This window comes from Planococcus rifietoensis (genome assembly GCF_001465795.2).
In the GTDB taxonomy this organism is placed as follows: Bacteria; Bacillota; Bacilli; order Bacillales_A; family Planococcaceae; genus Planococcus; species Planococcus rifietoensis.
This window is the reverse complement of sequence record NZ_CP013659.2, coordinates 762,501-778,661: the sequence shown is the minus strand read 5'-3', so window position 1 is coordinate 778,661 and position 16,161 is coordinate 762,501. Positions and strand designations below refer to the sequence as shown.

Below are 16,161 nucleotides of genomic sequence, written 5' to 3'. Positions count from 1 at the left end.
ATGAAAAAATTGCTGATTATCGCCGGCGTCGTGCTTGCCATCTTTGCGTTGATCGTCTTCTTGACCAATCAATCGCAAGACGAGAAACTGGCGGACAACCCATACGGCACGGATGATCTGAATCCGGCCACCATCGATCAGCTCGATGATGAAAACTACCAGAACATCGCATTGCCGGAAGACGTAAATGAACAGATCCAAAGCGGAGAGCCGACGACTGTTTATTTCTTTAGCCCGACTTGCCAATTCTGCCAACAGACTACACCGATCTTGATGCCTGTCGCAGATGATATGGAAGTCGATGTGCTTCAATACAACCTGCTCGAATTTGAGCAAGGCTGGTCTGATTATGCACTCGAAGCGACACCGACACTGGTCCATTACGAAGACGGTCAGGAAGTTGCCCGCTGGACAGGCGCACAGCCGAAAGAGAATATCGAACAATTTTTCCAGGAAGTCGTGAAAAAATAAACTGAAACGGGATCATGTGCCGCGCGCATGATCCCGTTTTTATGGAGGACTGTATGATGAATTGGACTTACCAAATCCCGGAACAAGGCATGACCGTTACGGACTTATTGAAAAACGAATGGGGACTCGGAAAAAAGACCGTGCACGAACTGCGCATGGCAAAAGGCGTCCGCCTAGCCGATGGCACAGAACCACGCTGGCAGGAACCGCTCGACAAAGGGACGCAATTGACTGTTACTATCCCCCAAGCAGAATCGCCATACCGCTCGAACCCGTCGATCGAACCTGAGATTTTATTTGAAGACGAGCACTTCATCATCGCCAATAAACCGAAAGGGCTCGCAACCCACCCGAACGATAACCACCAGGATGATACATTCATCAACGGCTTGATCGCTTACGTCCAGCAATCCGGCGGTTCGTATATCGAACATATCCACCGGCTGGACCAAGGTACTTCCGGCGTGTTGCTATTGGCTAAACACCCGATCGCCAAAAACGTCATGGACCGGATGGTTGAACAAAAGCTTGTGCAGCGTGAATACGAAGCACTCGTTAAAGGCCTCGTCCGCGGGCAATCCGGGACGCTCGACTTCCCGCTTGGCCGCGACCGCCATCACGCTACGCGCCGCCGCGTATCACCGAACGGGCAAAGCGCCGTCACCCATTACCAAGTCATCAACCGCGCAGATGGCCGCTCGCTGCTTCACTTAACTTTGGAGACTGGGCGCACGCATCAAATCCGCGCCCATCTGTCCCACGTCAAGCACCCGATCATCGGCGATGAATTGTACGGAGGGCCGCCGACTGAAGACGGCGAATACTTCCTGCATGCTTTCCGAATCGCGTTTAAACACCCGTTCACTGGACAGCAAATCGATATCGAAGCAAAACAATAACCAAAAGGCCAGCGAACCCATTCGCTGGCCTTTTTTATTAAACTTTGATTTCGTCCGGATGGGTTCCGCTGCGCCAATCCTGATTAAGCGCTGAAATCTGTTTGATTTCTTCTTCACTTAATTCAAAATCAAAAACATCGGCATTTTCAACGATGCGCGACGGCGTCACCGATTTCGGGATAACGATCAAGTCATTCTGGAGATGCCAGCGAATGATCGTCTGCGCGATGGATTTCCCGTGCTTTTCGCCGATTTCCGACAGCACCGGATCTTCGAGCAGACGCCCTCTCGCAAGTGGCGACCAGGAAGTGACCGCAATGTCTTGTGCCGCACAAAATTCGCGCAATGACTCCTGCGTCAATTGCGGATGCAACTCGATCTGGTTGACCATCGGTTTCGTGTTGTCCTTGGCCAAAATCTTCTCCAGATGATGCTGCTGATGGTTGGAAACGCCGGCAGCACGGATCAATTTTTCATCATAGAGCCGCTCGATTGCACGGTAGGTTTCCTCGAATGTATCGGGAATTGCCCAATGCGTCAAATACAGATCCAGATAGTCCATATCCAGCCGTTTCAATGAAGCTTCAAATGCATGCAAGGTCTGGTCGTAGCCCTGGTCGGTATTCCACACTTTCGATGTGATGAACAGCTCTTCACGCTTCACGCCGCCTGCACGGACCGCTTCCCCGACCTCTGCTTCATTGTCGTACACCGTAGCGGTATCGATCGCTTTATAGCCTGTTTGGATTGCTTTTACCATCGCTTCGACCGCCGCTTCTTTATCGGTCATCTTATAGACGCCAAGACCGAAACGCGGCATTTCCACTCCATTATGTAAGGTTTTTGTTGATTCAATCGTCAGATTCATAAAAATTCTCCTCCTGTTCTTTTTCATTGTACAAATTGTCGACAGGAATTTCGACTATTCCAGCTTGTTGAAAAAGTTAAGAGGCCGTATTTCCCGAAGCTTATCGCTCGCTTTCCGCGGGCGGGAATCGAGCCTCCTCGTCACTTCGTTCCTGCGGGGTCTCTCAAACCCGCTTTTCCCGCAGGAGTCGAGCGAACGCTTCTCCGGATACTCAGATAAGTCTTTGATTTTTGAATGAAGAAAAGATAATTCCTTTTTAATTCATAGTTGGTTAATAGACTTCTTTAACACTTTGAAATTATCGAAAGGAATTTCGACTATTCGCCACCAGATTGAGAAAAGCTCTTGCATCCGATATTAAAAACGAATATTATTAAACGTGTTGTTCAAAATGTTCGTGTTTATAAGGAGGATATTCCATGTTTCAGTTAAAAGAACACGGAACTGACGTCAGAACCGAGATCACTGCCGGTATGACGACATTTTTGACGATGGCATATATCGTCATCGTCAACCCGGTGATTCTAGGTGCTGCCGGCGTTCCGTTCGACCAGGTTTTTCTTGCCACCATCATTGCCGCAGTTATCGGTACACTTTGGATGGCACTTCTCGCCAATTACCCGATCGCCATCGCGCCGGGCATGGGGCTTAACGCATATTTCACTTCCATGGTGCTCGCTTCTGACGGCGCCATTGATTATACGACTGCTTTTGCCGCAGTCTTCGTTTCGGGATTGCTGTTTGTCGCACTGTCACTAACCTCAATGCGCAAAATCTTGATTGAAGCCATTCCGGAAAACTTGAAACATGCCATCACGGCAGGCATCGGCTTGTTCATCGCTTTTATCGGCATGCGCCTCAGCGGATTGATCGTCGCCAATGAGGCGAATCTCGTGGGGCTTGGTGACCTGACTTCGCCGCCTGTCGCTTTGACGCTCGCAGGGCTCACCATCACGCTTATCTTCATGTCCTTGAACATTCATGGCGGGATTTTCTTCGGCATGATCGCAACGGGCATCATTGCCTTCTTCACCGGCCAACTAACATTTGCAGAAGGCTTTATGAAGTTGCCGTCGCTTCCGGAAGGCATCATCGTTTGGAATCCTATCGAAGCGTTCCTGCTGGTCGCCGAATTCGGGCTCTACGGTGTCGTGTTCTCGTTCCTGCTCGTCACGCTGTTCGACACGACCGGAACGATGATCGGTGTCGCAAAACAAGCAGGGCTCATGAAAGACAATAAAATGCCGCGCGTGCGCCAGGCGCTCCTCGCTGATTCTGTCGCCGCCAGTGCAGGCGCCATGGTCGGCACAAGCCCGACCAGCGCTTATGTCGAATCTTCTGCTGGTGTTGCTGCAGGCGGACGCACAGGGCTCACGACTTTGACCGTCGCGCTCCTGTTCATCGCTGCTGCCTTTTTCGGGCCGCTCGTCGGCTCTCTTTCCGGCGTCGCCGCCATCACCGCTCCCGCGCTCATCATCGTCGGCAGCTTAATGATCGGTGCGGTCAAGCATATCGACTGGGATCAATTCGATGAAGCGTTCCCGGCGTTTCTGATCGTTCTCGCCATGCCGCTCACATCAAGCATCGCAACCGGCATCGCACTCGGATTCATTTCTTACCCGCTGATGAAAATCTTCAAAGGCAAATGGAAAGCAGTCCACCCGATCCTTTATATTTTTGCTGTGCTGTTCACGATCCAGATCCTCATTGCACCGCATTAAAAAATCCCCTGCATAAAAGTATGCAGGGGATTTTTTATTATGCACCTTAAATGAACGCTCCACTCACAAAAAAAAACACCGATTTCTCGGTGCTTTTCCTGTTAAACTCTAGCTGAACGCCCGGACATGGCTGCGGAGAGCAATAGCACGATTGCTGTCAATAAGTGCAGCGCCCAGCCAATCACTGGAATCCAAGCGAGTGCACTTGTAATGATCCCCAGAATCGAGCCGAACTTCGGCGAATATTCTTTAAAGCAAAAGAACAACGTAATGGCATGCAGCACGAACATGATGCCGAGCGGTGCATAGCCTGCAGAAATGACAAATCCGCCTCCGATGAACGGAATGGCCAGAAATGCCTCCGCAAGGCCCGTAATCCAAAGCAGTGCAACGGATGTCTTCATTTTCATATCAGTTCATCCCTTCCTTTTCTTCCTACCCCTATATACGCATCACATCCAAAAAAGTTTCAAGTTTTTCAGATGGACGGAAAATGTCCATATTTTCGAGTGGGTTCCATATTTCATTTTTCCCTTTGGTACGCTATACTAAACACAGATGCAAATTTCAAGGAGGTCGTCATTCATGAACTTGATCTTAATCTTGGGGATTTGTGTATCGTTTTTGGTAGCTATCTTCACTGCTGGATACGATGACAAACCAGGCACAGACAAAAGACAATAATGTGAAATGCAAAAGGACAGCGTCCACGCGCTGTCCTTTTTTGTCGTTTATTTTAAATTCGGGAAATCCTGTTGGCGCAGCGCTTCATACATCAAGATCGCTGCCGTGTTCGACAAATTGAGTGAACGGATATGTTCATTCATCGGAATGCGCAAACAGCGGTCTAAGTTGGCATCAATCAATTCCCTCGGCAAGCCCTTTGTTTCCTGACCGAAGACGAAGAAATAATCTTCCCCGGTATCTGAAAAATCGAACGAACTGTATGTCTTCGTACCGAACTTGGTGATGTAATGGTATTTGCCGTCCGGATAGGATGTAAACAACTCATCGAGGCCATCGTGGTAATGAATATCCACGTGCTCCCAATAATCGAGCCCCGCCCGTTTAAGCATTTTATCGTCCGTCGAAAATCCGAGCGGCTTGATCAAATGAAGGCTGACCCCTGTCCCCGCACAAGAGCGTGCAATGTTCCCGGTATTCGCCGGAATTAATGGCTGATATAACACAATATGAATTCCCAAATTTCTTCACTTATCCTTTCGTTTCTGCAGAAAAGAATGCCAGGCCTTTTTCGATCTCCGCCAGCACCTCTTCATCTTTCTCTTGCTGCCTTGCAAGTTCGAGCGCTTGTCTTCCTTCATCCGTTCCGATGCGGCCGATCGCCCAAGCGGCCGTACCGCGGATGACCGGGCGCGGATCCGTGTTCATTAATTCGATCAACGTGGGCACTGCCGACTGCTCCTTGAAATGGGCAAGTGCCAAAATGGCGTTGCGCTGAATCGGCTTTTTGCCGCGCCAAGAACCTGACACATGACCGAATTTCTCTTTGAACTCACGGTTAGAAATCGTCAACAACGGCTCTAAAAGCGGTTTGGCAATTTCCGGGTCCGGGTCGAATTCCGGGTGGATGCGATTGGCTTTGCGCTTATTTTTCGGGCACACGGTTTGGCACGTGTCACAGCCGTAAATCCGGTTGCCGATTTTCGAGCGAAACTCATCCGGCAGGAAACCTTTTGTCTGCGTCAAAAATGAGATGCAGCGCTGAGCATTGAGCTGTCCGCCCTCGACAATCGCGCCGGTCGGGCACGTATCGATACATAAGCGGCAGTCGCCGCATTGGTCTTCCATCGGCTCGTCGTATTCAAATGGGATGTTGGTGATCATCTCGCCCAAATAGACATATGACCCGAACTCCGGCGTGATGATATTGGTGTTTTTCGCACTCCAGCCGATGCCGGCCCGTTCTGCCACGGCACGGTCGGACAATTCACCCGTATCGACCATGGATTTTGTGCGTGCCTCGGGATAATGAGCCGCGATGAACGCTTCTAGCAGCGCCAGCCTGTCCCGAAGTGCCGCATGGTAATCCTTGCCCCAGGAAGAACGCGAGAAAATGCCGCGCCTAGCCCCTTTGACACCCGGCGTTGCCCCTTCCATTTTGGAAGGATAGGCAATCGCTATCGCAATGATGCTCACCGGCTCTTCCATCAATAGTTCCGGGCGCGTGCGTTTCTCCACATCCGATTCCTCAAAGCCGGACTGGAAATTCAATTGCTGCTGGCGGATCAAACGATGCTTTAAACTAAAAAAAGGTTCGGCCGAAGCAAAGCCGATTTTATCAATTCCGATTTCCGCGGCATACGCAACCAGTTGTTGTTGGAATTGATCCAAGTTCATGTCGATAACTCCTTGCTCCAATTTATGGTAAGATGATTCTACTATTCACGGAAAGGATGTTTGCTGTGGACTTTCGCGTAAACCCTGAAATTACAGAGATTGTGCCTGATTTCAAAGTCGGCATTATTCATTATAACAATATCACCGTTTCGGATTCACCTCAAATGTTAAAAGGCCGTCTCCAGCTGTTCCAGGAGCAATTATTTTTCGATATGGACGATAAGGAATTAACGAATTTCCCTGGCCTTCTCGAATGGAAGCTGGCCTGGAAAGCGCTCGGAGGCGACCCGAACCGCTACCGGCCTTCTGCAGAAGCCTTGTATCGCCGTGTGCGTAAACAAAACTATCTGGTCCCTGTCAATTCAGCGATCGATATGAACAGTTTTCTATCGCTTCAGTACGAAATTCCACTCGGTTTGTACGATACAGCTCAAATCGAAGGCGAGATCGAAATCGCGCTCGGCAAGCCCGATGACCGTTATGAAGGCTTGAATAACCGCGACAATACGCTCGATAACATCATCGTCACACGCGATGCAAAAGGCGCATTCGGCAGCCCGTACGTCGATTCAAAGCGCACTGCTGTAACCCCGCAAACAACTGACGCGGTACATGTGTTTTACCTCCGTCCGTCCATGAACCGCGACAATGCCTTGCAGCTATTGACTGCTGCCGGCAATATGTTCACCGGAATCAATGGCGGCGAAGCGACAAGCTACGTCCTTTAATTGCCTGAAGCATATGCTTCAGGCATATTCTTTTTATTCTCCCCAAAACTCTAGTATTCTTTTGATACTGAGATAAAAAAGAGGGATGCCACATGAAGAAAGTCCATAGCGACGTAATCCAATTCCGCGGCAGCCATTATGATTTCGGCTATCATCAAGGGGAATTGTTAAGAGATTCACTGCTTTTACCGAACCGAAAAATACAGCGCGGCGAAAACAGCCGGCAGCTATTGGTGGATGAAACGAAGGCCATCGAAATGCTCGAACGTTTTGCCCCACGCATCTGGGAAGAAATCGAAGGCTTGGCCGATGCCCTGAAATGGCCATTTTATGATGCGCTGCGCGAATTCGGCGGCTATTATATCGAATATACACGCAGTGGCTGTTCGATCCTGAGCCGTTCCGACTTCCTTGTCCGCAACTATGACAGCTCACCGCAAGGCTATGAAGGCCGGTTCGCCTTGTACGAGCCGACTGACGGGGGCTATGCATCCATCGGGCCGTCCATGCAAATTACAGGACGGACGGATGGCCTCAATGAGAAGGGCCTAGCGATGGGCTATAATTTCATCAACCGCCGCAATTCAGCGGACGGGTTTATCTGCAATATGATCGGACGCCTGATCCTCGAACATTGCGCATCGATCGAAGAAGCGGTCGATTTATTGAAAGAGCTGCCCCACCGCCGGTCATTCAGCTATGTATTGCTGGATAAGAGCGGACGTTCAGTCGTCGCCGAAACTTCCCCGCGCAATGTCATCGTCCGGGAAGCAGCTGTATCGACCAACCATTTCGAAGTGTTATCGGAAGAAAACCGTTACCAGATCGACGATTCAAAACGCCGCGAGGAAGCGCTTCTTACGCATTCCACAACATCAAACGACGCATACGCAGCGTTTCGATTATTGAACGACTCGGACCAGGGCGTGTTTTCAACCAAATACAGCACCGCTTCCGGTACTTTGCATACGGCTTCCTATTTCCCAAACAGTTTGGAAGTCGGATTCGCCATCGGCCCCGATCGCTTGCCGCTCATGTTCGATTTCCAAAAATGGCTCCAAGGCGAACGCTTGCTGGCGAAACGCATCAACGGGAAAATCGATACGCATTTCCCGTTTCCGTATCTTGACGACCTATCTTCATTGCAACAAAAAAACGGCTAGAGCACTCATGTGCTCCAGCCGTTTTTTATTTGAACAACGCATCAGTATGGGCAAAGCCGATGCCGGTATCAATCTGCCCATGGACGGATTGATTACGGACAGGCTTTCCTGCAAGCCATTCGCCAAACTTAAACACTTCGGGCTCCTGGTCGCCCCCAAGCGCAAACCACACTTCCTGCTCTTTCGGTAGATAGACAGATGTATGGATTGTTCCGGCCCAACTCTTATAAAGATTCGAAAACAAGCCGCGGCCCGTATCATTGAACAAGCGATAAGCGCGATACGCTTCCGCTGCATCTTCTGCATTCTGTTCGATAACTGACAAGCGTTCATGGGAATCCTTTAGATAATTACGGTTCTCATGGTGCTGGATTTCAAAATGATTCGTACACGCCATTGCATCACGCACCGCCACTTTACGGGGCGTCGCTTCGATGACCTTTGTGGCGCCGCTCTTATCAGTCACAACGTAGCTGAATGACCCGCGGTGCGGGATATCTTTGACCAAAGCGACAGCTTCTTCAATGGATGAGCAGCTCTCAAGAATGATGCGCCCGATCATATAACAAACAAAGCCATCGCCTGGGTTTTTCCGGTGCATAAAATTATAGCCCATCACCAGGCCGTGCTCGTTCATGCCATCCATGCGCCCCAAAATGCGCTGGCTCGGACCGATAATGGCATTTCCTTCCTCAGGTTGAAACAAGCAGAACCTGCCTTCATATGTCTGCGGATGGAAATCATAATTGCGCACCAAAAAGTCTTCGCCGCTGACGATCGAACAGCCCGACGGCGGCGCATCGATCCGATAACCGCCAAAATCACGAAGCACCTCATCAATCGGCAGCTCGAGGCTTTCTTCAAGGCCTTTCAACTCTTCCCACAAGTTTGGTGCGTATTCATTGAACGCAGCTTGCGCTTCTGCTGGATCGATGACAAAACGTGGCCTCTTGCTCTTCCATTGCCCGCGGCGGTTGTGCAGCGTGATCGATTCTTTGAGCGCGTTTCCCTGCATCATTCCATAATCATAATGGCTTCCTCTGAATTCGACGACTTCACTATGTATCTGTCTCATAACTCCTCCTCATTACTGATCGTTTTTTAATTTTTTAAAAGATCAACTTTCTTACTCATTCGGCGCACCACCCATTTTTCCAGTTCCACAATAATAAAGACGCTCATCCCGATCAGCAACGGCCAAATCCAATACCTGAGCCCGATCGGTTCCGTGCCAAGCAGCGTATTCATAAACGGCACATACGTCACCGATAGCTGCACTAAGATCAATATGGCCGAGACAATAAAAGCCGCTTTATTGGAAAAGAAATCACGATTCAACGCAAAACGCCGCTCACTCCGGCAGTTGAATAAATAAAATAGCTGTGAAATGACCAGGGCTTGTAAAGTCATGGTCTGCAAGACGCCTTGATCATAATCTCTAGCTTCCAGCATACTGTTCATCCATAAAATGCCTCCTCCGATAATCGCCGATGCAAAAGCGATGCGGAAAACATAATATCCACTGAGCAACGGGCTATTGGCTTTCCTAGGTGGCCGCTCCATCGTACCCGGCTCGAGCTTCTCAAATGCAATCGCCAAGGAAATCGTCACAGCGGTAATCATGTTGACCCACAAAATCTGCACAGCAGTGAGCGGAATCGTAGTGCCAAATAGAATGCTGATAAAAATGAGCAGCCCTTCGGATACGTTTGTCGGCAAGATGAACAGGATGGTCTTTTTCAAATTGACATAGACGCGCCGCCCTTCCTTCACTGCATTGACAATCGTGCTGAAATTATCATCAACCAGCACCATCTCTGCCGCTTCTTTTGATACTTCTGTTCCTTTGATTCCCATCGCAATGCCGATATCAGCTCGTTTCAAAGCCGGTGCATCATTGACCCCGTCACCGGTCATTGCGCACACTTGCCCCTTGGCTTGAAGAGCTTCAACCAATTGCAATTTATTTGTCGGGCTGGTACGTGCGAAAATATCATATTCCATGGCTGCAGCTTCCAACTGTTCTGCGTTTAAGCCAGCCAATTCCCTGCCTTCAAGCGCCTTGGCCCCATCGCCGATTCCAAGCTTAGCTCCAATCGCGACAGCGGTGTCTTTATGGTCTCCAGTGATCATCTTGACACGAATTCCGGCTTTCTTGCATTGTACAATTGAATCGATCACTTCTTCGCGCGGAGGATCAATGATGCCAGCCATGCCCAGAAACTCAAATCCGCACTTCATATCTTCGTGGCTTATGGTTCCCTCTGTGTAATCGACTTGCTTAACAGCAGCTCCTAAAAGGCGTTCTCCGCGTTTTGCATGTGAGGCTATCTTCGCCTCCCATTCATCCCTTTCTTCGCTTTGTATCATATCCAGTAGCTTGTCAGGGGCCCCCTTTGCATAAATCCATTTAGTTCCCCGATCTTCAACCAAAGCAGCCATGTATTTATAAGAAGAATCAAACGGAATCTTCATAATCACTGGCAACTTCTCTACTTCGTCATCCGCTTTCTCTGCAAGCGTCAAGAGGCAGCCTTCCGTCGCACCTCCACTGATTGACCATTTCCCTTTTTTCCCTTTGACCAAATGCGCATCATTAACTGTTTTCACACAGGCTAAAAACTTTGCCAATCGAGGATGATCAGCTAAACGAATGCCATCTCCGTTTTTCTTTAACATTCCTTCGGGTGAATAACCGACCCCACTAACATTGATTTCTTCATCTGCCAGAATAACAGAAGTCGCCGTCATTTCATTTTTCGTCAAAGTGCCTGTCTTATCTGAGCATATTACCGTAACGGCCCCTAAAGTTTCGACGGACGGCAAGTTCCGTACAATAGCATTTTTCCCAGCCATCGTTTGGACACCCAAAGCTAAAATAATAGATAGAACCGCCGGCAAGCCTTCTGGAATGGCGGCTACGGTCAAGCCGATGATTGCCAATAACAACTCAGCTGTCGCATAGTCATGAACCCAATACCCGATAAAGAACATGCCGATTGCACTTAATACAATAATCACCGATATCAACTTGCCGAATTGAGCAGTCTGCTTTAATAAGGGCGTCTGTAATTTCTCGACCGATTCCATGGCGCTGCTGATTTTTCCGAGTTCCGTATTTCCTCCTGTTGCAATGACCACCCCAAACCCTGATCCGGCTGCAACAGCAGTTCCTGCAAACACCATATTGGAGCGATCGCCAAGCACCGTTTCGCTCGATAGCCTCTCAGTCTGTTTATTTACTGCATCCGACTCACCAGTCAAAGAGGACTCCTCCACCTGTAGACTCGACGCTTCTATAAGCCGTATATCTGCGGGCACTTTATCACCCGCCCTTAAATAAACAAGATCCCCAGGCACCAAATCAGCCGCCAGAATATCTTTTCGCTTTCCCTCTCTCAGCACTCCGGCTTTAAATGAAAGCATTTCACGTATACTATCCAATGCTTTCTCAGCTTTATTCTGTTGAATATAGCCAATTGCCGCATTGATGACAACTACAGCTAAAATAACACTCGTATCAATATAATGTCCAAGTACGACTGTAATAACTGCCGCTGCCAACAATACATAGATCAGCACATCATGAAAATGCTTAAAAAACTTTATAACTCCAGGTTCTCGCTTTCCTTGAGGCAATTCATTAGCGCCAAAAATCTTTAACCTCTTTACAACTTCAACTTCGCTCAACCCTTCTTCTAAACGGACTTTGTGGTTATCAAGTATAACCGTAAACTCTTGGTCAAATCCTTGTTCTGTAACCACCTTGCCACCCCCGCCAAGATCGTAATTTTGATTATTATAACACGCAGCCTTCATTCTCCTACCGCATCCTATTATATATTCCAATACACGTAAAAAAGACAGTCTTCAAAGGAAGCTGCCTTTTTCAAAATACCGGTGTAGAGAGCCGATCCCCTAAGATGTTTCCATCACTACCCTTCCAACTTACCGCATCGGCCACGTCCGTCTCGTTCGATAACAGGCTACTCCTCAGCTAGTTTTCCATTAGTGGTTTTTCTAATAGTAGTGCTACTCTTGTTACCAAATTAAGACAAAGAAAAAAGCCCTAACTGAAGTTAGGGCCTTTCAATACATTGCTTGGCAGAGCAATGAAAATGATACCGGCGGTCGGGGTCGAACCGACACTCCCGTGAAGGAACGGGATTTTGAGTCCCGCGCGTCTGCCAATTCCGCCACGCCGGCAAAATTGAATCCAGAAACAATTATTCATTGCTTTCAGGAACATTTATTATTATATTAGTAAACCGATTATTTTGCAAGGGGTTATTAGCTATTTTTTTAAAAAAATCTTTGCTGTGTACAACTGCAAATCATTCATATAAATAAAGAAAAAACTCTGACTATAAAAGTCAGAGTTTTAAGCTTTCATCACTTGGCAGAGTGATGATCATTTGATACCGGCGGTCGGGGTCGAACCGACACTCCCGTGAAGGAACGGGATTTTGAGTCCCGCGCGTCTGCCAATTCCGCCACGCCGGCAAAATAGTTTGGAGGCGGCAACCGGACTCGAACCGGTGGTAAGGGTGTTGCAGACCCATGCCTTACCGCTTGGCTATGCCGCCTAAATAATGGAGCGGAAGACGGGGGTCGAACCCGCGACCTCCACCTTGGCAAGGTGGCGTTCTACCACTGAACTACTTCCGCAAAAGCTGGGGTACCTGGATTCGAACCAGGGCATGACGGGATCAAAACCCGTTGCCTTACCGCTTGGCTATACCCCAATAATACTGGGGCGGACGAGGGGAATTGAACCCCCGAATGCCGGAATCACAATCCGGTGCGTTAACCACTTCGCCACGACCGCCACGCTATTATTATGTATGATATTAAAATTTCTAGAAAAACATGGGGCGGACGAGGGGAATTGAACCCCCGAGTGCCGGAATCACAATCCGGTGCGTTAACCACTTCGCCACGACCGCCACGCTATTATTATGTATGATATTAAAATTTCTAGAAAAACATGGGGCGGACGAGGGGAATTGAACCCCCGAGTGCCGGAATCACAATCCGGTGCGTTAACCACTTCGCCACGACCGCCAACATAATATTTTAAAAATGGCAGGGGCAGTAGGAATCGAACCCACATCGGAGGTTTTGGAGACCTCTGTTCTACCGTTAAACTATGCCCCTAAAAACTGGTGGTGGGGGGCAGATTCGAACTGCCGAACCCGAAGGAGCGGATTTACAGTCCGCCGCGTTTAGCCACTTCGCTACCCCACCTAATGGTGCCGGAGAAAGGACTTGAACCCTCAACCTACTGATTACAAGTCAGTTGCTCTACCAGTTGAGCTACTCCGGCATGGAGAAAAAATATGGTGGGTCAGGACGGAATCGAACCGCCGACACTTAGAGCTTCAATCTAATGCTCTACCGACTGAGCTACTGACCCATATTAATTAATAAAAATGGCGGTCCCGACCGGGATCGAACCGGCGATCTCCTGCGTGACAGGCAGGCATGTTAACCGCTACACCACGGGACCATTTGGTTGCGGGGGCAGGATTTGAACCTGCGACCTTTGGGTTATGAGCCCAACGAGCTACCGAACTGCTCCACCCCGCGATAATATTTATTTTTCCTTCTATATTATATGCATAAAAGAAATGGTGGAGGATGACGGGATCGAACCGCCGACCCTCTGCTTGTAAGGCAGATGCTCTCCCAGCTGAGCTAATCCTCCATTGAATGGTGACCCCTACGGGATTCGAACCCGTGTTACCGCCGTGAAAGGGCGGTGTCTTAACCGCTTGACCAAGGGGCCTTTATTTTGAACTTAAGATACTGGCGGAGAGCAAGGGATTCGAACCCTTGAGACGGTTGCCCGCCTACATGATTTCCAATCATGCTCCTTCGGCCACTCGGACAGCTCTCCATAATTGGCTCCGAAGGTAGGACTCGAACCTACGACCATCGCATTAACAGTGCGGTGCTCTACCACTGAGCTACTTCGGAATAATAACCAGACTAGCGACGTCCTACTCTCACAGGGGGAAACCCCCAACTACCATCGGCGCAAAAGAGCTTAACTTCCGTGTTCGGGATGGGAACGGGTGTGACCTCTTTGCCATCATCACTAGACTGCATTAATTTGAAAGACAAGATTTATTATATCAATAATACCGATTTTTTCAAGTATTATTTTAAAATTAATATCTTATTCTTTCAAAACCGGATAAATCGACATTGTGGGAAACTTGCGTTTCAGTTTGTTGGTTAAGTCCTCGATCGATTAGTATTCGTCAGCTGCACGTGTCGCCACGCTTCCACCCCGAACCTATCTACCTCATCGTCTTTGAGGGATCTTACTTGCTTGCGCAATGGGAAATCTCATCTTGAGGGGGGCTTCGTGCTTAGATGCTTTCAGCACTTATCCCGGCCACACATAGCTACCCAGCGATGCTCTTGGCAGAACAACTGGTACACCAGCGGTGTGTCCATCCCGGTCCTCTCGTACTAAGGACAGCTCCTCTCAAATTTCCTGCGCCCGCGACGGATAGGGACCGAACTGTCTCACGACGTTCTGAACCCAGCTCGCGTACCGCTTTAATGGGCGAACAGCCCAACCCTTGGGACCGACTACAGCCCCAGGATGCGATGAGCCGACATCGAGGTGCCAAACCTCCCCGTCGATGTGGACTCTTGGGGGAGATAAGCCTGTTATCCCCGGGGTAGCTTTTATCCGTTGAGCGATGGCCCTTCCATGCGGAACCACCGGATCACTAAGTCCGTCTTTCGACCCTGCTCGACCTGTCCGTCTCGCAGTCAAGCTCCCTTGTGCCTTTACACTCTGCGAATGATTTCCAACCATTCTGAGGGAACCTTTGAGCGCCTCCGTTACTCTTTAGGAGGCGACCGCCCCAGTCAAACTGCCCGCCTGACACTGTCTCCCAAGCCGCTAAGGCTTGTGGGTTAGAAGTTCAATACAACCAGGGTAGTATCCCACCGACGCCTCCCCCGAAGCTGGCGCTCCGGGTTCTCTGGCTCCTACCTATCCTGTACAAGTTGCACCAAAATTCAATATCAGGCTACAGTAAAGCTCCACGGGGTCTTTCCGTCCTGTCGCGGGTAACCTGCATCTTCACAGGTACTATAATTTCACCGAGTCTCTCGTTGAGACAGTGCCCAGATCGTTACGCCTTTCGTGCGGGTCGGAACTTACCCGACAAGGAATTTCGCTACCTTAGGACCGTTATAGTTACGGCCGCCGTTTACTGGGGCTTCGGTTCGCACCTTCGCTTGCGCTAAGCACTCCCCTTAACCTTCCAGCACCGGGCAGGCGTCAGCCCCTATACGTCACCTTACGGTTTTGCAGAGACCTGTGTTTTTGCTAAACAGTCGCCTGGGCCTATTCACTGCGGCTCTCTCGGGCTGTAACACCCTACCAGAGCACCCCTTCTCCCGAAGTTACGGGGTCATTTTGCCGAGTTCCTTAACGAGAGTTCACTCGCTCACCTTAGAATTCTCTTCTCGCCTACCTGTGTCGGTTTGCGGTACGGGCACCTCCCGCCTCGCTAGAGGCTTTTCTTGGCAGTGTGAAATCAGGGACTCTGAGGTAAACCTCTTGCCATCACTGCTTGATGTTATATAGAAACGGGATTTGCCTCGTTTCTCATCTCACAACTTGGACGTGCACAACCAACGGCACGCTCACCCTATCCTTCTGCGTCCCCCCATTGCTCAAACGGCGGGGAGGTGGTACAGGAATATCAACCTGTTGTCCATCGTCTACGCCTATCGGCCTCGACTTAGGTCCCGACTAACCCTGAGCGGACGAGCCTTCCTCAGGAAACCTTAGGCATTCGGTGGACGGGATTCTCACCCGTCTTTCGTTACTCATACCGGCATTCTCACTTCTAAGCGCTCCACCAGTCCTTCCGGTCTGACTTCAACGCCCTTAGAACGCTCTCCTACCACGGACATCTA

11 protein-coding genes, 18 tRNA genes and 2 rRNA genes (1 of these 31 cut by a window edge) are annotated in these 16,161 nt (G+C 49.5%); 5 read left to right on the top strand and 26 right to left on the bottom strand.

Annotated elements, in window-relative coordinates:
- Positions 1–471, top strand: a complete 471-nt coding sequence (locus tag AUC31_RS03710) for a thioredoxin family protein (RefSeq protein ID WP_058381324.1) — start codon at positions 1–3, stop codon at positions 469–471.
- A gap of 56 nt (positions 472–527) precedes the next feature.
- Positions 528–1,370, top strand: coding sequence for an RluA family pseudouridine synthase (locus tag AUC31_RS03705; protein ID WP_058381325.1), 843 nt, complete (start codon positions 528–530; stop codon positions 1,368–1,370).
- Between the two features lie 37 nt (positions 1,371–1,407).
- Here the strand turns inward: AUC31_RS03705 and AUC31_RS03700 are convergent, their stop codons facing one another.
- Entirely contained in the window at positions 1,408–2,238 is an 831-nt protein-coding gene (locus AUC31_RS03700; protein ID WP_058381326.1) for an aldo/keto reductase, read from the bottom strand.
- A 419-nt stretch (positions 2,239–2,657) separates the two neighbouring features.
- Here AUC31_RS03700 and AUC31_RS03695 point away from each other — a divergent pair, with 419 nt between their 5' ends.
- Positions 2,658–3,959 carry an NCS2 family permease gene (locus tag AUC31_RS03695; RefSeq protein WP_058381327.1) on the top strand — a complete coding sequence of 434 codons (1,302 nt, stop codon included), beginning with the start codon at positions 2,658–2,660 and terminating at the stop codon, positions 3,957–3,959.
- Between the two features lie 101 nt (positions 3,960–4,060).
- On the opposite strand, the gene AUC31_RS03690 is transcribed toward AUC31_RS03695, so the two are convergent.
- The 3 genes from AUC31_RS03690 to queG form a co-directional block, all read right to left on the bottom strand.
- Entirely contained in the window at positions 4,061–4,369 is a 309-nt protein-coding gene (locus AUC31_RS03690) for a hypothetical protein (protein ID WP_083509118.1), read from the bottom strand.
- 321 nt (positions 4,370–4,690) lie between these two features.
- On the bottom strand, positions 4,691–5,164 hold the full coding sequence (gene trmL / locus AUC31_RS03685) for a tRNA (uridine(34)/cytosine(34)/5-carboxymethylaminomethyluridine(34)-2'-O)-methyltransferase TrmL (RefSeq protein WP_058381328.1): 474 nt from the start codon (positions 5,162–5,164) through the stop codon (positions 4,691–4,693).
- A gap of 10 nt (positions 5,165–5,174) precedes the next feature.
- On the bottom strand, positions 5,175–6,320 hold the full coding sequence (gene queG, locus AUC31_RS03680) for a tRNA epoxyqueuosine(34) reductase QueG (protein WP_058381329.1): 1,146 nt from the start codon (positions 6,318–6,320) through the stop codon (positions 5,175–5,177).
- Positions 6,321–6,385: 65 nt separating this feature from the next.
- Between queG and AUC31_RS03675 the strand changes: the two genes are divergently transcribed.
- Entirely contained in the window at positions 6,386–7,048 is a 663-nt protein-coding gene (locus tag AUC31_RS03675) for a B3/B4 domain-containing protein (protein ID WP_157073455.1), read from the top strand.
- 92 nt (positions 7,049–7,140) lie between these two features.
- Positions 7,141–8,211, top strand: a complete 1,071-nt coding sequence (locus AUC31_RS03670) for a C45 family autoproteolytic acyltransferase/hydrolase (RefSeq protein WP_058381331.1) — start codon at positions 7,141–7,143, stop codon at positions 8,209–8,211.
- A gap of 25 nt (positions 8,212–8,236) precedes the next feature.
- On the opposite strand, the gene AUC31_RS03665 is transcribed toward AUC31_RS03670, so the two are convergent.
- The 22 genes from AUC31_RS03665 to AUC31_RS03560 form a co-directional block, all read right to left on the bottom strand.
- Positions 8,237–9,286: a C45 family autoproteolytic acyltransferase/hydrolase gene (locus AUC31_RS03665; protein WP_058381332.1), complete on the bottom strand. Its 1,050-nt coding sequence runs from the start codon at positions 9,284–9,286 to the stop codon at positions 8,237–8,239.
- 26 nt (positions 9,287–9,312) lie between these two features.
- Positions 9,313–11,976 (bottom strand): cation-transporting P-type ATPase, encoded by a 2,664-nt coding sequence (locus AUC31_RS03660; RefSeq protein WP_058383675.1) that lies wholly within the window; start codon positions 11,974–11,976, stop codon positions 9,313–9,315.
- Positions 11,977–12,333: 357 nt separating this feature from the next.
- Positions 12,334–12,417 (bottom strand) — tRNA-Leu (locus AUC31_RS03655).
- Positions 12,418–12,630: 213 nt separating this feature from the next.
- Positions 12,631–12,714, bottom strand: a tRNA-Leu gene (locus AUC31_RS03650).
- A gap of 9 nt (positions 12,715–12,723) precedes the next feature.
- Positions 12,724–12,797, bottom strand: a tRNA-Cys gene (locus tag AUC31_RS03645).
- Positions 12,798–12,804: 7 nt separating this feature from the next.
- Positions 12,805–12,879, bottom strand: a tRNA-Gly gene (locus AUC31_RS03640).
- Positions 12,880–12,884: 5 nt separating this feature from the next.
- Positions 12,885–12,956, bottom strand: a tRNA-Gln gene (locus AUC31_RS03635).
- Positions 12,957–12,963: 7 nt separating this feature from the next.
- Positions 12,964–13,039, bottom strand: a tRNA-His gene (locus AUC31_RS03630).
- Between the two features lie 42 nt (positions 13,040–13,081).
- Positions 13,082–13,157: transfer RNA gene (locus AUC31_RS03625), tRNA-His, on the bottom strand.
- A 42-nt stretch (positions 13,158–13,199) separates the two neighbouring features.
- A tRNA-His gene (locus tag AUC31_RS03620) sits at positions 13,200–13,275 on the bottom strand.
- Between the two features lie 19 nt (positions 13,276–13,294).
- Positions 13,295–13,368, bottom strand: a tRNA-Trp gene (locus AUC31_RS03615).
- Between the two features lie 6 nt (positions 13,369–13,374).
- Positions 13,375–13,458, bottom strand: a tRNA-Tyr gene (locus AUC31_RS03610).
- 3 nt (positions 13,459–13,461) lie between these two features.
- A tRNA-Thr gene (locus AUC31_RS03605) sits at positions 13,462–13,537 on the bottom strand.
- A gap of 14 nt (positions 13,538–13,551) precedes the next feature.
- Positions 13,552–13,627, bottom strand: a tRNA-Phe gene (locus tag AUC31_RS03600).
- Positions 13,628–13,644: 17 nt separating this feature from the next.
- A tRNA-Asp gene (locus AUC31_RS03595) sits at positions 13,645–13,720 on the bottom strand.
- 3 nt (positions 13,721–13,723) lie between these two features.
- Positions 13,724–13,800, bottom strand: a tRNA-Met gene (locus AUC31_RS03590).
- Positions 13,801–13,842: 42 nt separating this feature from the next.
- Positions 13,843–13,918: transfer RNA gene (locus AUC31_RS03585), tRNA-Val, on the bottom strand.
- 6 nt (positions 13,919–13,924) lie between these two features.
- Positions 13,925–13,999 (bottom strand) — tRNA-Glu (locus AUC31_RS03580).
- Positions 14,000–14,020: 21 nt separating this feature from the next.
- A tRNA-Ser gene (locus AUC31_RS03575) sits at positions 14,021–14,110 on the bottom strand.
- Between the two features lie 5 nt (positions 14,111–14,115).
- A tRNA-Asn gene (locus AUC31_RS03570) sits at positions 14,116–14,190 on the bottom strand.
- Positions 14,191–14,200: 10 nt separating this feature from the next.
- Positions 14,201–14,316: ribosomal RNA gene (gene rrf, locus AUC31_RS03565) — 5S ribosomal RNA — on the bottom strand.
- Positions 14,317–14,447: 131 nt separating this feature from the next.
- Positions 14,448–16,161: ribosomal RNA gene (locus tag AUC31_RS03560) — 23S ribosomal RNA — on the bottom strand (it continues 1,219 nt past the right edge of the window).